This is a genomic window from Luteolibacter flavescens, assembly GCF_025950085.1.
GTDB lineage: Bacteria > Verrucomicrobiota > Verrucomicrobiia > Verrucomicrobiales > Akkermansiaceae > Haloferula > Haloferula flavescens.
Map to the genome: position 1 here is coordinate 159,126 of NZ_JAPDDS010000005.1, position 13,430 is coordinate 172,555.

Annotated in this window: 16 protein-coding genes and 1 pseudogene; all 17 read right to left on the reverse strand. The window is 63.7% G+C overall.

The window, feature by feature from the left end; all coding sequences use genetic code 11:
* Window positions 1–1,425 (reverse strand): MBOAT family O-acyltransferase, encoded by a 1,425-nt coding sequence (locus OKA04_RS10620; protein ID WP_264501135.1) that lies wholly within the window; start codon window positions 1,423–1,425, stop codon window positions 1–3.
* Between the two features lie 16 nt (window positions 1,426–1,441).
* Window positions 1,442–2,014, reverse strand: a complete 573-nt coding sequence (locus OKA04_RS10625; RefSeq protein ID WP_264501136.1) for a TVP38/TMEM64 family protein — start codon at window positions 2,012–2,014, stop codon at window positions 1,442–1,444.
* Between the two features lie 264 nt (window positions 2,015–2,278).
* Window positions 2,279–3,277, reverse strand: a complete 999-nt coding sequence (locus OKA04_RS10630) for an acyltransferase family protein (protein ID WP_264501137.1) — start codon at window positions 3,275–3,277, stop codon at window positions 2,279–2,281.
* Between the two features lie 150 nt (window positions 3,278–3,427).
* Window positions 3,428–4,186, reverse strand: a complete 759-nt coding sequence (locus OKA04_RS10635) for a class I SAM-dependent methyltransferase (RefSeq protein ID WP_264501138.1) — start codon at window positions 4,184–4,186, stop codon at window positions 3,428–3,430.
* Between the two features lie 44 nt (window positions 4,187–4,230).
* Window positions 4,231–5,475 carry a sulfate adenylyltransferase subunit CysN gene (gene cysN, locus OKA04_RS10640; RefSeq protein ID WP_264501139.1) on the reverse strand — a complete coding sequence of 415 codons (1,245 nt, stop codon included), beginning with the start codon at window positions 5,473–5,475 and terminating at the stop codon, window positions 4,231–4,233.
* A 152-nt stretch (window positions 5,476–5,627) separates the two neighbouring features.
* Window positions 5,628–6,533, reverse strand: coding sequence for a sulfate adenylyltransferase subunit CysD (gene cysD, locus OKA04_RS10645; RefSeq protein WP_264501140.1), 906 nt, complete (start codon window positions 6,531–6,533; stop codon window positions 5,628–5,630).
* A 224-nt stretch (window positions 6,534–6,757) separates the two neighbouring features.
* Entirely contained in the window at window positions 6,758–7,366 is a 609-nt protein-coding gene (gene cysC / locus OKA04_RS10650; RefSeq protein WP_264501141.1) for an adenylyl-sulfate kinase, read from the reverse strand.
* Between the two features lie 34 nt (window positions 7,367–7,400).
* A complete protein-coding gene (locus OKA04_RS10655) occupies window positions 7,401–7,796 on the reverse strand; it encodes a PIN domain-containing protein (protein ID WP_264501142.1) in 396 nt (131 codons plus the stop codon).
* Entirely contained in the window at window positions 7,793–8,032 is a 240-nt protein-coding gene (locus tag OKA04_RS10660; protein ID WP_264501143.1) for a hypothetical protein, read from the reverse strand. Before OKA04_RS10660 ends, OKA04_RS10655 begins: the two co-directional genes overlap by 4 nt.
* Window positions 8,033–8,063: 31 nt before the next feature.
* On the reverse strand, window positions 8,064–8,840 hold the full coding sequence (locus OKA04_RS10665) for a WecB/TagA/CpsF family glycosyltransferase (RefSeq protein WP_264501144.1): 777 nt from the start codon (window positions 8,838–8,840) through the stop codon (window positions 8,064–8,066).
* Window positions 8,841–8,898: 58 nt separating this feature from the next.
* Window positions 8,899–9,048, reverse strand: a pseudogene (locus tag OKA04_RS10670) (Txe/YoeB family addiction module toxin); the annotation flags it as partial.
* Window positions 9,049–9,077: 29 nt separating this feature from the next.
* Window positions 9,078–9,347 (reverse strand): type II toxin-antitoxin system Phd/YefM family antitoxin, encoded by a 270-nt coding sequence (locus tag OKA04_RS10675; RefSeq protein WP_264501146.1) that lies wholly within the window; start codon window positions 9,345–9,347, stop codon window positions 9,078–9,080.
* A gap of 41 nt (window positions 9,348–9,388) precedes the next feature.
* Complete coding sequence (gene gmd / locus OKA04_RS10680; RefSeq protein ID WP_264501147.1) at window positions 9,389–10,504, reverse strand: GDP-mannose 4,6-dehydratase; 1,116 nt, start codon at window positions 10,502–10,504, stop codon at window positions 9,389–9,391.
* Window positions 10,505–10,591: 87 nt separating this feature from the next.
* On the reverse strand, window positions 10,592–11,530 hold the full coding sequence (locus OKA04_RS10685) for a GDP-L-fucose synthase family protein (RefSeq protein ID WP_264501148.1): 939 nt from the start codon (window positions 11,528–11,530) through the stop codon (window positions 10,592–10,594).
* 26 nt (window positions 11,531–11,556) lie between these two features.
* Window positions 11,557–12,042 carry a PIN domain-containing protein gene (locus tag OKA04_RS10690; protein ID WP_264501149.1) on the reverse strand — a complete coding sequence of 162 codons (486 nt, stop codon included), beginning with the start codon at window positions 12,040–12,042 and terminating at the stop codon, window positions 11,557–11,559.
* A complete protein-coding gene (locus OKA04_RS10695) occupies window positions 12,039–12,281 on the reverse strand; it encodes a UPF0175 family protein (protein ID WP_264501150.1) in 243 nt (80 codons plus the stop codon). The genes OKA04_RS10690 and OKA04_RS10695 overlap by 4 nt, the downstream gene beginning before the upstream one ends.
* A 31-nt stretch (window positions 12,282–12,312) precedes the next feature.
* Window positions 12,313–13,428 (reverse strand): DegT/DnrJ/EryC1/StrS family aminotransferase, encoded by a 1,116-nt coding sequence (locus OKA04_RS10700; protein ID WP_264501151.1) that lies wholly within the window; start codon window positions 13,426–13,428, stop codon window positions 12,313–12,315.
* Window positions 13,429–13,430 lie beyond the last annotated feature (2 nt).

Genomic DNA, 13,430 nt, shown 5'->3' on the forward strand with positions numbered 1-13,430 from the left:
TCAGAAATTGAAGTAGATGAACGACGACTCCTCGAGCGGTGCGAGCAGCACGATCAGGAAGACGAGCACGACACCGGCGACCGGCTTCCGGCCGAAGTGATAGGGCTCCAGATCACGCCGCACGCCAAGGCCCTCGATCGCCAGCGCCACCGCGGCCAGCGCGAGGATCACCGCGCTCACCACCATCTCGCCGGGACCGGTGAAGACCTGCTGGAGGTGGCGCAGATTTGGCAGCGAGTAGGCACCCGGCTGGACCAGCGAGGCGGCCTTTTGCCACAGCACGGTGGCATCGCGCTCCAGGAAGAAGAGCCAGGTGGCCGTGGTGTAGGCGAAGGTGAGCAGCCAGCGCAGCGGGGCAAAGGGGATCCAGCGGTCCTTGCTGATCGAGCACACGGCCACGCCGAGGCCGTGCAGCAGGCCCCAGATCAGGAAGCCCCATCCCGCGCCATGCCAGATGCCTGAGATGAGGAAGACGATCAGCGTATTCACCGCCCACCACGGCACCCGCCGCCCGCCGAGCGGGATGTAGATGTAGTCCCGCAGCCAGGAGCCCAGCGTGATGTGCCAGTTCCTCCAGAATTCCCGCATGTCCTGCGCCCAGTAGGGGCTGCGGAAGTTCAGCGTCAGCTTCACCCCGAGCAGCAGGCCCAGGCCGATGGCGATGAAGCTGTAGCCGGAGAAGTCGAAGTAGATGCGGATCGCGAAGGCCAGGCACTCGAACCACACGTGCCACGCATTCGCGGGATCGATGCGGAAGGCCTGCGCAAATCCGCCGATGTTGTCCGCCACGATCAGCTTGTAGCCCAGCCCGAGGACGATCCACTGCAGGGCGGTCTCCAGATTCTCGCGGTGGATGCGGAAGCGGACGGACTCGATCTGCGGCAGCAGCGCTTCCTTCCGCTCGATGGGGCCGGCGACGATCTGCGGGAAGAAGGAGCAGAAATTCAGGTAGTCCAGGAAGCGGGGCCGCCTGCCCGGATTGCGGATGGTATCGATCCAGAAGCCGATCTTCTGGAAGGTGTAGAAGGACAGGCCCATCGGGATCAGCACGGAGGGCTTCCGCACGTCCAGCCCCAGCCACTCGTTCAGGATGAAGTCCCAGTACTTGTAGTAAAACAGCGGTGCGAGCTGCGCGCCGAGCAGAAGGGCGAAGGCCAGCCCGCCATAGATCCGGTAGGGCTTCTCGAACCACCCGCGCCCGGCCAGTAGCACGCCGATCCAGCTCAGACCGACCACCCAGAGGAAGACGACCAGCGTCAGCCAGCTCTCCACGCCGAGCAGGATGAGCCCGGTGGCGGCGAGGCACCACTTGCCCGTGTCCGGCTCGTGCCGCGGGGCGAGCCTCGCGACCATGGCGATGATCAGCCGCGAGCCGAGGAAGCAGAAGAACAGCGTTCTCCAGAATTCGTAAGAGGCGAAATTCATGCGTGCTGCTGGAGAGTCACGCCCCGCCTCCCGCATCGGAGCCGGGCTTCGCCTGCCGCGAGCGGATCAGGCGCATGGCGATGGCCGCCGCGGCGAGCAGCGCCACGCCGGAGATTGCCAGGCCGAGGCGACCGTCGAAAATCGCGCCGCCCGTGAGGACGAAGCCGCAGGTGTAGAGTGCCACGATCGGCAGCGCGGTCAGCAGGGAGAGGCGCAGTGGCACGCCGAGGGCACCCAGCGCGTAGTTTTGAAGGAAAAGCGGGACCCCGGGAGTCACCCGCAGCAGCCAGGCGACCTTCATCAGGTCCGTCCGCGGCAAGTCCAGCCACGGTTGCAGCCGCGGACCCATCCACCGGACGATGCGCCTGCGGGCCAGTCCTGCAGCGAGGCAGTGCGTCCATGTCACATTCAGGAGGATGCCCGCCAGCGCGAGCAGGCAGGTGGAAGGCTGGCTCCCCCACACCACGCCTGCCAGCAGTAGCAGGACTCCGGCGGGAAAGCCGAGGCCGGGCAGGATGACCAGCGCTACGAAGAGGACCCATGGGTACTGGCTGCCGTAGTCGGCCACGAGTTGCTTGAGGGCCTGCACGGTCGGGAAGCGGCGGGGAGCCGGACTGCGGCCAAGCTACCGCCCTTGGTCGGAAGCGGGGACTTCCACCATTGATCGCCACGGCTTGGATGGAAGGCCCGGAGGCATTCTCGTCGTGGCGGAAAATGAACAGTCGCCCCTATGTGTTCAAATAAAAATGAACAATCGGGCCGCGGGGACTTCGTCGCTTCCGTCTCACTCCCGCTCATCATCGCGGGGAAGATCGGCTGTAAGCCCATATCCCGGTCCACAGACCGTTAGAGATCAACGTCCTCCCGTCAGCAGAAGCAGTAGCTTCGGGGAAATGCGCCTCATGAGATGATAGATCCCGAGGCTGACTGCGAAGATCAGCAGCGGAACGAGCAGGTTGGTGATAACCGTGCCGAATCTCGGCCACGCGAGCTTCTCCCAGACCTTGAAGATGATCGTCTGCAGTGGTTCGTGGATGGCGAAAGCCAGGAAAGTCATCGGCCCCCAGGTCGCGATGTGCCCCCCTCCGGGACCGCGGCTCACGAGGGTGGACAGCGAATACAGGAATACGGTGCCGAATATCTGGTAGGCAGCGCTCGGGATGGAGAGCAGACCGTTGGTCGCCGCGATGCCGACGGCGATCCACCCCGCACCGAAGATCAGGGATTTCCCAAGATCCCATCGATCGGTCAGGGATTGCCGGCCTCCGATGGAAATACCCACCAGAAAGAGCCCCAAGGATGGAACGAAGGGCAGGGGGATCAGAAGAAGCAGCCAGCCGATGATCGATGCCTGAGGCAGCGCCCGGCACAGGAAAAATGCGATGAAGCTCACGATGATCAGGTCCCGGAGAAACCAGAACTGATAGACGATCGGGCTCCGTCCGATGCCGAAGATCGCACAGGTCATCGACCATGGCTCGAAATCGACACCGAAGTAATTGCCGTTTCCCAGCGAATCGGTGCCGGGGATGAAGGTCTTCAGGATAAGAATGGCCGCCAGGACCAGTACATTCCAGATGAGGTAGGGCACGATCAGCGTCCTGAACTTCTCCCGGAAGAAATCGCGCGGCCGGTGATCCCGGTCCGCAATTTTCCGTGCGGAAAGGTAGCCTGAAAGGATGAAGAAGGCCGGGACGCCCGCGGTGGCCATGTAGTGCTTCAGGAAGGTGGTGACGCCATCCACACCCTTCGGGGTGTGAACCATCATCACGCAAATCATCGCCACCACCCGGAGGACGTCGAGAGCGGGGTCCCGGAGGGTGGAGCGGGAGGGGCTGGCCGCCGGAGACATGGGATACGACTCCCTCCCTGGATCAGGGCCTGTCTGGATGGTGCTGGTAAAGCCTTTTTCCATGGATGCGGGTGAAGCCGGGGTATCGGGCAGATGGGGGCCTGCGCCTGAGGAGGCACACGACCGGGGGTTTCCGTCGAAAATGGCGGCCTACTTCCGCAACTCCCACTTGTCGTGGCGGTGGCGGATCACGACGCCGGTCTCGCCCGCGAAGCGCTCCACGGCGAGACGCACGCCGTCCCACGCCCAGTCATCGCCGAAAAGCACGCCACCCGGACGCACCAGATCCCAGTAGGAGACGAGGTCCTGATAGACATCCTCCTCCTCGTGGCTGGCGTCCACATAGATCATGTCCGCCCGGATGCCCTTCAGGGCAAACCACTGGGCAGCAGTGAATGACGGCAGCGGTAGAGGGGTGACGCGCCCTTGGTGGCCTGCCCGGCAGACATTCGCGAGGAAGCGGTAGTAGAGCGTGGGGTAGCCGTGCTTCAGCCCCAGCGCGCCGTGGCGGATGGGGTCATCCAGATCCGTCCACATCTCCAGCGCGCCCAGCCACGTGTCCACGCAGATGATCTCGCAGTCCAGGCCGAGCCGCGAGACGTGTCCTGCCAGATTCAGCGCCGAGCCGCCCTTCCACGTCCCGACTTCCAGGATGCGTGTCGGGCGCAGCTCCTCGACCAGCTCGCCAAAGGCCGGCGAATCCGATCCCCAGCCCGCCGCATCGTCCGGCCAAGCCGCCGCGTCGAAGCCCTCGTAGGGGTCCGTGCGATGCAGCAGCGGCCGCACCTTTCCGGTGAAGTCACCGGCGATGGCGGTTGCCGCTTGAGCGGACCGCAGGCGCTTCAGGCTGAAGCCGAGACGATAGGCCAAGCCCTTCGCAAGGCTCTGCGCGTGACGGGAGAGGGACATGTGAAAGAAAAGCGGGCGCGTCCGCCCGCTTCCTGTGGATCAGATCAGATGATCATCCCCGCGGCGACCGTTTCATTGGTGCCGGGATCGACCAGGATGAAGGAACCGGTCTGGCGGTTCCGGCGATACGAGTCGTGGATCACCGGCTGCGCGGTGCGCAGGGTGATGCGGCCGACGTCGTTCATCGCGAAGGTCTCGGCACCCTCGATCTTGTGCAGCGTGTTGATGTCCACGAGGTACTTCACCTCGCTGATGATCGCCTGCATCTCGCGGGAGGTGTGGCGCAGGATCACCTTGGCACGGGAGGCCATCGGCTTGTTCGAGAACCAGCAGATCATCGCCTCGATGTCCTGCGAGCTCTGCGGCGGGTTGTTCTTTTTGACGATCATGTCGCCGCGCGAGATGTCGATCTCGTCGGTCAGCGTGAGCGTCACGCTCTGGGGGGCGAAGGCTTCGTCGATGTTCCCGTCGGCGGTGTGGATCGTCTTGATCCGCGAGGTGAAGCCGGAGGGCAGCACGGTGATCTCGTCGCCGGGCTTGAAGACGCCGCCGGCCACGCGGCCGGCATAGCCGCGGAAATCGTGCCACTCGTCGCTCTGCGGGCGGATCACCCACTGCACGGGGAAGCGGGCATCGACGTGGTTTTCCTCGCCGCCGACATAGACGTGCTCGAGATGGTAGAGCAGCGAGGGGCCCTGGTACCACGGCATGCTCGTGGACTTGTCCACCACGTTGTCGCCATTCAGCGCGGAGATCGGGATCGGCGTGATGTCCACGATGTTGTCCAGGCGCGAGGCGAATTCCTGGTAGTCCTTGATGATCTTCTCATAGACCTCCTCGGAGTACTCCACGAGGTCCATCTTGTTCACCGCCACCACGACGTGCTGGATGCGCAGCAGGTTCGCGATGAAGCTGTGGCGCTTCGTCTGCTCGATCACGCCCTTGCGCGCGTCGATCAGGATGATGGCCAGGTTTGCCGTCGAGGCACCCGTGACCATGTTCCGCGTGTACTGGATGTGGCCCGGGGTATCGGCGATGATGAACTTGCGCTTCGGCGTGGCGAAGTAGCGGTAGGCTACGTCGATGGTGATGCCTTGCTCGCGCTCGGCCTTCAGGCCGTCCGTCAGCAGTGCCAGGTCCACGTGGCCGTCACCGCGGCGCTTCGAGGTTTCCTCGATGGCCTCGAGCTGGTCCTCGAAGATCGACTTGGAATCATAAAGCAGGCGGCCGATGAGCGTGGATTTGCCGTCGTCAACGGAGCCGGCGGTGGTGAAACGGAGAAGGTCCATGGAAGGAAAGGCAGGGTGCCGGGTGATCGGTGAGCAGTGATCAGTGGCAGAAGGTTGAAATGATTCGGGCGAGGGACGTGTGTTCGGTCGAAGAAAGTGCAGCGGAATCGGAGCTCAAACACTGATCACCGATCACTGATCACTCGGCACTTTTAGAAGTATCCCTCCTTCTTCCGGTCCTCCATCGCGGTTTCGGAGCGCTTGTCGTCGGCGCGATTGCCGCGCTCGGTCTGGCGGGCGGCGGCGACTTCCTCGATGATCTTTTCCATCGTGTCGGCGGTGGATTCCACGGCGCCGGTGATGGTGGCGTCACCCATGGTGCGGAAGCGGATCACCTTCTTCTCGACCACCTCGCCATCGCGCGGTTGGACGAATTCGCTCACGGCGAGGATGGTGCCGTTGCGGGTCACGGTCTCGCGCTCGTGGGCGTAGTAGAGGCTCGGCAGCACGATGCCCTCGCGGTGCATGTACATCCAGATGTCCATCTCCGTGAAATTCGACAGCGGGAAGACGCGGAAGTGCTCGCCCGGGTGCTTGCGGCCGTTGAAGAGATTCCACAGCTCGGGGCGCTGGTTCTTCGGGTCCCACTGGCCGAAGTCGTCGCGGTGGGAGAAAAAGCGCTCCTTCGCGCGGGCCTTTTCCTCGTCGCGGCGGCCGCCGCCGAGCAGCGCGTCGAATTGATACTCGGCGATGGTGTCGAGCAGCGTCGTCGTCTGCGCGCGGTTGCGGGAGGCATTCGGTCCCTTCTCTTCGACCACGCGGCCGTCATCGATGGACTTCTGTACCGAGCCGACCACCAGGCGGGCATCCAGCTTCGCGGCGAATTCGTCGCGGTAGGTGATGGTCTCCGGGAAATTGTGGCCCGTATCGACGTGCACCAGCGGGAAAGGCATGCGTGCGGGGTGGAAGGCCTTGCGGGCGATCCAGGCCATCACGATCGAGTCCTTGCCGCCTGAGAAAAGCAGGCCGGGATTCTGGAACTGCGCCGCGGTCTCGCGGAGGACGAAGATCGCCTCGGCTTCGATCTGGTCGAGGTGGGAGAGCTGGTAGTTGGGCATCGGGCGGAACGAAAAGCCGTGGTTTCAGGGTGCTGCGGGCTGCCGGTCGTCCGGCTCGCCTTCGCGGGGCGGGGAGAAAAAGGCCGGCCCGAGGGGGCAGGCAAGAAACAATTACTTAGTTGAGCAATTTGGTAATATATAAAGGTCCCGACTGACAGTCAGCGAGCGAACGCAATCCGGTGCCGTCAACCGGCCAAGATCTCGTCTCGGCCGGGCTCTCGAAATCAAGCCTGACCCGCCAGATCCGCGGCTGGAACGCCCCTCGTGCTGAGAAACTCCAGCACCTCGCAGACGGCGTCTTCCACGGTCAGCTTCTCGGTATCGAGGACCAGTTCGGCCTGCTGTGGCTCTTCGAATCCGCTGTCGCGGCCGGTGAAATTCGCCACCTCGCCCTTGGCTGCCTTGGCGTAGAGACCCTTCACGTCGCGGGCCTCGCAGGCCTGATAGCTGGCCTTCACGTAGATCTCGGCGAAGTCGTCGCCGAGGATGCCGCGGGCCAGATCCCGGTGGATGCCGCGCGGGGTGATCAGCGAGCAGAGGACGATCGCGCCATTCGTGGAAAGGATCTTCGCCACCTCGGAGGTCCGGCGGATGTTTTCCAGCCGGTCATCATCGGAGAAGCTGAGATTGGCATTCAGGCCGGTGCGCAGATTGTCGCCATCCAGCCGGACGGTGTAGCGGCCCTGATCGTGCAGCACGCGCTCGACGCCACCGGCGATGGTCGATTTCCCGGAGCCGGAAAGCCCGCAGAACCAGAGCACGATGCCGCGCTGGCCGAGAAGCGTTTCCTTGTCCTGCCGGGGCAGGGTGGCGTGCGGATGGATATTCGACATGACGGGATGAAACTAGCAGGGAAAGGGTGCGGGGTCAGGGAGATTCCACGGCAAGGGTGGCATCCAGTCCTTGGAAATCGGATTGGTTCAGGGTGAGCAGAAGCGAGCAACTTGCCTTCCGCGCGGCAACCGCGTGAAGCCAATCGTGGGTGCGCCCACCGCGGACACCCAGCGATTTCGCAGCGGCTAGGGCCTCCAAGGTTTCCTCCGCGGAAAGCTCGATGAAGTGAAGCCGGGTGCCGAGATCCTTCACCAGTGCCGCCGCGGTGCCCGGATCGACGCGATAGCCGAGACGGCCGCCGGTAAGCGTGGAAAAGGTCTCCGCCAGCGCGTGGGGACGTGTCCACTGGTTCCCCGACTCGAGGCGAGCCCGGATGGCAGGATCGACCACACTGGATATCAATGCGGAGCTGTCCCAATAGGCACTCATCGTTCGTCCCGCTCGGCCCGGATGGCGTCGCGAATGGCATCCCGATCAAAAGGACGATCCACGAACAACTTCCCGTCACGCTCGATCACTCCCGCGACCGGAACATCGGCAGATTTCAGGAGCCGGAAGACCACGCGGTCGGCAGTCACTTCTTCCTCCACGAAGACGTCTCCGGGGGAGTAGCGGTCGGGAAAGGTGACCCGGCGCCGCGAATCGAGCTTCCGGACTTCATTCATGATGGGAATTTCCCACGAAGGGGCGTGAGGGTCAAGGAAGCCGGTTCGTCTTCCCGCTCATCCGGTCGCGCAGGGTATACCAGACGAAGAGCGAATTGTAGGTGAAGTAGCGGCGGAAGAGGCGGCGTGGCTCGGCGGCGATGCGGTAGGCCCATTCCATCCCGCACCTCTGCAGGAAGGCGGGTGCCTGCGAGACCTCGCCGGCGTGGAAGGCGAAGGCGGCCCCAATACCGAAGTAGACGCCGGGTGGCAGCCGGTCCTTGTGGCGGGCGATCCAATGCTCCTGCTTCGGGCAGCCGAGGCCGACCCAGATGAGATTCGCTCCGGATTCGCGGATCTTCGCGGTCATGCGCTCGAATTCATCCTCAGGCCACTCGCCGAAGGGTGGCGAATAGGCCCCCGCGATCGCCACGCCGGGAAAGCGCCCGGCGAAGACGGACTGGAGTTTCTCCAGCGTGGACTCCTTTCCCCCGAGCAGGAAGTGGCGGAACTCTGGCTTCCCCGTGGTGCCCTCCAGTGTCTCCAGCATCAGCGTCGGGCCATAGACGCGGTCGGTCAGGCGCTCGGCGGGTGGCAGGGCGGCATTCAGCGACCAGACCAGCGGCATGCCGTCGGGCACGATGAGGTCGAAGGCGCGCATCGACTCGCCAAAGGCCGCGTCGCTCCTGGCAAGCGCGGCGACGTGGGTATTCGCAGCTTCTACTGCGACCGCCGTACTTGAAGTAGCGGCCTTGTCGAGGATCCACGCGACTGCTCCGGCGTAGTCCGTGCAGGCGAGCGGCAGGCCGATGACGGGGACGGTGCGCATGAGTGGGTCGAGGGGGCGGGCTGAGACGCCATACCCGAGTGGAGCCGGGTGGACCGGTTCAGTAATGATACCGCGCCTGTGCGAACAGGATGCGGTCGTCCTTCACGCGATACACCAAACGGTGCTCTTGCGTGATGCGCCGTGACCAGATGCCAGCCCCCAGGTGGCGGAGGGGCTCCAGCTTGCCGAGCCCGTCGAGAAAGTCCCGGTCGAAGTTGAGTAGCCGCTCCGGGTCACTCATTCCACCTTCGCGGCGAGAGCTTCCATGGACAGCACTTCGCCTTCGCCGCTTTCGAGCCGGTTCAGGGCGGCCAAGAGTCGCCGCGCATTGGCCGGAGAGCGGAGCAGGTGGCCGGTTTCCACCAGACCCTCCCACTCTCCCTCCGGCACCAATACCACGGACTCGTGGCCGCGTCTTTCGATCCTCACGGACTCGCGAGCCGACACAGCCTCGTCCCAGACGCTGGCGAGCCGGTCGCGGGCTTCCGTATAGGATATGACGTTCACTTTGGCAGGATAACCTGAACGCGGTTCCTGCCTGAGAACTATTACTCCTTCGACACGGACACGTGGTGGCCGTGTGCCTTGAGCAGGGCGTGGCGCTTGGCGGTATCCACGTCGGAGGCGACCATCTCGGCGCACATTTCCTCGACGGTGATTTCCGGGATCCAGCCGAGCTTTTCCTTCGCCTTGGTCGGGTCGCCGAGCAGCGTTTCCACTTCCGCGGGGCGGAAGTAGCGTGGGTCCACCTTCACGATCACGTCGCCGACCTTCACTGCCGGGGCAGCTTCGGCATTCACGGCGGTCACGGTGGCGATCTCATCCACGCCGGTGCCGGTGAATTCCACCTCGATGCCCGCTTCCTTGGCGGACATGCGGACGAATTCACGGACGGAGATCTGCTTGCCGGTGGCGATCACGAAGTCCTCGGCCTGCTCCTGCTGGAGCATCATCCACTGCATGCGGACGTAGTCCTTCGCGTGGCCCCAGTCGCGCAGCGCGTCCATGTTGCCGAGGTAGAGGCAGGTCTCGAGGCCCTGAGAAATGTTCGCGATGCCGCGGGTGATCTTGCGCGTCACGAAGGTCTCGCCGCGGCGCGGGGACTCGTGGTTGAAGAGGATGCCATTGCAGGCATACATGCCGTAGGACTCGCGGTAGTTCACCGTGATCCAGTAGGCATACATCTTCGCCACGGCATACGGGGAGCGCGGGTAAAAGGGTGTGGTTTCCTTCTGCGGGATCTCCTGCACCAGGCCGTAGAGCTCGGAGGTCGACGCCTGGTAGAAGCGCGTCTTCTTCTCCATGCCGAGGAAGCGGATCGCTTCCAGCAGGCGCAGCGTGCCGATCGCATCGACGTCCGCGGTGTATTCCGGGGCCTCGAAGGACACCGCCACGTGCGACTGCGCGCCGAGGTTGTACACCTCGTCCGGCTGCACTTCGGAAAGTATGCGCGTCAGGTTCGAGGTGTCGGTGAGGTCACCGTAGTGCAGGCGGAAGCGGGCGTGCTCCACGTGGGGATCTTCATAGATGTGATCCACGCGCTGGGTATTGAAGAGCGAGGCGCGGCGCTTGATGCCGTGGACCTCGTAACCTTTTTCCAGCAGGAATTCCGCGAGATACGAACCGTCCTGGCCGGTGATGCCGGTGATAAGAGCTTTCTTCATGGCGACTGTAAGGGGGAATGTTTCGAGGGAGAGCGGGGAGGGTAGGGAATCGGGGGCCAATCCCCAATTACGTGATAAGGTGGGAGATCAGAGGCGGGCGGCGCCGGTTTCGAGGGTGGCGAGGAGGTCCTGGTAAGCACCGGCGAGGCCATCGCGGAATGCGATTTCCGGGGTCCAGCCAGTGCCCTTGATCTTCGACACGTCCATCAGCTTGCGCGGAGTGCCGTCCGGCTTGGTCGGGTCGGTGAGGATCTCGCCGGTGTAGCCGACGGTCTCCGCGACGAGCTGCGCCAGCTCCAGGATGGTCACGTCGTCGCCCACGCCGACATTTACCCAGTCCGGCGGGCTTTCCAGGCCGAGCAGGTGGAAGCAGGCGGCAGCGAGGTCGTCCACGTGGAGGAATTCGCGGCGCGGTGTCCCGGTGCCCCAGATCGTCACGCTCGGTGCGCCCGCCACCTTCGCCTCATGGAAGCGGCGGATGAGCGCGGGAATGACATGGGAATTCTCCGGGTGGTAGTTGTCGCCGGGACCGTAGAGATTCGTCGGCATCGCCGAGTGATACATGAGGCCGTGCTGCGCGCGGTAGTGCTGGCACAGCTTCAGGCCCGCGATCTTCGCGATGGCGTAGGCCTCGTTGGTCACTTCCAGCGGGCTCGTCAGCAGGCAATCCTCGGGCATCGGCTGGGGAGCCATCTTCGGATAGATGCAGGAGGAGCCGAGGAAGAGCACGCGGGGGACCCCGGCGCGGCGGCTGCCCTCGACCAGATTCGAGGCGATACTAAGGTTCTCGTAGATGAAATCCGCCGGGTAGGTGGCGTTCGCGTGGATGCCGCCGACTTTAGCTGCGGCGATGATCACGATGTCCGGCTTCTCCGCCGCGAGGAAGTCGAAAACCGCCTGCTGGTTCAGCAGGTCCAGCGTGTCGCGGCCCGCGGTGATGACCTCGTGGCCGCCCTGCTTCCCCGCCTCGCGGACGAGTGCGGAGCCCACCATTCCGCGGTGGCCGGTGATGAAGATCTTGGACATGAGAAAGGGGGAAGGATGGAGTCGGATCAGTTGGCTTCGCCCGCGCTGGCGAGCACTTGATGGATGTGAGAGGGAGAGATGAACATCCCGGCGGCGATCACGGCGTCCAAGGCAGGTTTGACCGCGGGAAGGATCTTCCGTTGCTTCGCCGCGAGGATGATTCCCAAGGTGCCCGTAACTTTCAATCCGAGAGCCTGCGCGCAGCGGCGGGCGGCCAGATCGTCAAGCACTGCAATCGATCCGGCGAGGGATTCTGCAAGGGCGATGACCGACGTCTCGCCTGCTCCCAGATCCCACGCCGCGAGAAACGGAGTGTTTGGCATGGCGGTTCTAACTAGGCAGGCGTGATTGCCAATCCAAGTTCGGGCCGGATCTAAAGGATTCTTGGCTCGGTTGATTTCGAGAGCCACTGGCTCTGGAATCACCAGCTCGGTGGCGAGATTGAGAACGATGTCCATCAGCCCAGCCTTCGATAGCACGATCAGGGGGGAGGCATTGATGACGAGGGTCATTCCGCGAAAGCAGCAAGGTCGTCTTCCACTCCTTGGAACGGGCTGACACCGACCCGCGACATGGAAAGCAGGAATTCCTGGCGGGATTGTCCCGCCAACTCGGCTGCCCGTTCCTGGCTGAGCATGCCGGTTTCATACCATTTGATCGCGGCCATCAGGCGCATGCTCGCAGCCAGCTCTCCGGGAGCTTGGCGGAGAGCCGAGAATGCGGACTCAGGCACGTCGATTTCCAGTTTCACGTCGGTAGATTATTCCTTGCGCACCGAGACTTCAACTCAGGAAGGATTCAAGTGCAGCCGCCACTTCATCGAGCTGGGCATCCACTAGCTCTGCGTAGACCGGGATGCTGATGACCTCGGCGGCAAGCAGATCGGATACCGGGCAGTTCGAAAGTGAATGCTCCGGCAATTTCTCGAAGCATTCCTGCCGGTGCATCGGGACGGGGTAGTAGATCTCGCAGCCGATGCCCTTCGCCGTGAGATGGGTCTTCAATTCATCGCGGCGGCCGGGCACGCGGATCGTGTATTGGTTCCATACGTGCCTGGCGTGCTCGTGGGCTGCGGGCAGGATGAACGAGTCACCGGCGATCGGGGAAAGACGATGGGTATAGTAGTTCGCATTGCGCGTGCGGCCCGCGGAGTACTCGCCGATGTGGCGGAGCTTCACCTGCAGCAGCGCGCACTGCAGGGCATCCATGCGGAAGTTCCCGCCGACCATCGAGTGATGGTAGCGCGGGTGCATGCCGTGGTTGCGCAGCCGCAGCATCTTTTCGTGAAGTTCGGAGCACTCCGTCGTGACGAGTCCGCCATCGCCGAAGCCGCCGAGATTCTTCGACGGGAAGAAGCTGTAGCTGCCGATATCGCCGATGGTCCCGCAGGCCCGTCCGCGATACGTCGCGCCGAAGGACTGGGCGACATCTTCGACGACCTTCAGCCCGTGCTCCTTCGCGAAGGAAGTCATGGCATCCATGTCCACCGCCTGGCCATAGAGATGCACCGGGATGATGGCCTTCGTCTTCGGCGTGAGCTTCGACTTCGCCGATGCGAGATCGATGCCAAAGAACTCCGGCTCCACATCGCAAAAGACCGGCGTCGCTCCCGTGCGGAAGACGCTGCCCGCGGTTGCGAAGAAGGTGAAGGACGGGCAAAGCACCTCGTCGCCCGGTCCGATGTCCAGCGCCATCAGCGCCACGATCAGCGCGTCCGTGCCGGACGAGATCGAGATCGCATGCTTCGCCCCGAGCGCGGCGGCGCATTCCTTCTCGAATGCCTCCACCTCCTCGCCGAGGATGAAGCGGCCGGAGCGCAGCACGTTTTCAAAGACCTGCTTCAGCTCTGCTTCGAGCGGCAGGTTCTGTGCGTTGACGTCTAGGAGAGGGACGGACATGG

Excerpts from the sequence above, each read along its gene's own strand:
- OKA04_RS10620 (WP_264501135.1), bottom strand. The coding sequence starts at position 1,425 with ATGAATTTCGCCTCTTACGAATTCTGGAGAACGCTGTTCTTCTGCTTC.
- OKA04_RS10630 (WP_264501137.1), bottom strand. The coding sequence starts at position 3,277 with ATGTCTCCGGCGGCCAGCCCCTCCCGCTCCACCCTCCGGGACCCCGCT.
- OKA04_RS10635 (WP_264501138.1), bottom strand. The coding sequence starts at position 4,186 with ATGTCCCTCTCCCGTCACGCGCAGAGCCTTGCGAAGGGCTTGGCCTAT.
- cysN (WP_264501139.1), bottom strand. The coding sequence starts at position 5,475 with ATGGACCTTCTCCGTTTCACCACCGCCGGCTCCGTTGACGACGGCAAA.
- cysD (WP_264501140.1), bottom strand. The coding sequence starts at position 6,533 with ATGCCCAACTACCAGCTCTCCCACCTCGACCAGATCGAAGCCGAGGCG.
- cysC (WP_264501141.1), bottom strand. The coding sequence starts at position 7,366 with ATGTCGAATATCCATCCGCACGCCACCCTGCCCCGGCAGGACAAGGAA.
- OKA04_RS10655 (WP_264501142.1), bottom strand. The coding sequence starts at position 7,796 with ATGAGTGCCTATTGGGACAGCTCCGCATTGATATCCAGTGTGGTCGAT.
- OKA04_RS10660 (WP_264501143.1), bottom strand. The coding sequence starts at position 8,032 with ATGAATGAAGTCCGGAAGCTCGATTCGCGGCGCCGGGTCACCTTTCCC.
- OKA04_RS10665 (WP_264501144.1), bottom strand. The coding sequence starts at position 8,840 with ATGCGCACCGTCCCCGTCATCGGCCTGCCGCTCGCCTGCACGGACTAC.
- gmd (WP_264501147.1), bottom strand. The coding sequence starts at position 10,504 with ATGAAGAAAGCTCTTATCACCGGCATCACCGGCCAGGACGGTTCGTAT.
- OKA04_RS10685 (WP_264501148.1), bottom strand. The coding sequence starts at position 11,530 with ATGTCCAAGATCTTCATCACCGGCCACCGCGGAATGGTGGGCTCCGCA.
- OKA04_RS10690 (WP_264501149.1), bottom strand. The coding sequence starts at position 12,042 with ATGACCCTCGTCATCAATGCCTCCCCCCTGATCGTGCTATCGAAGGCT.
- OKA04_RS10700 (WP_264501151.1), bottom strand. The coding sequence starts at position 13,428 with ATGTCCGTCCCTCTCCTAGACGTCAACGCACAGAACCTGCCGCTCGAA.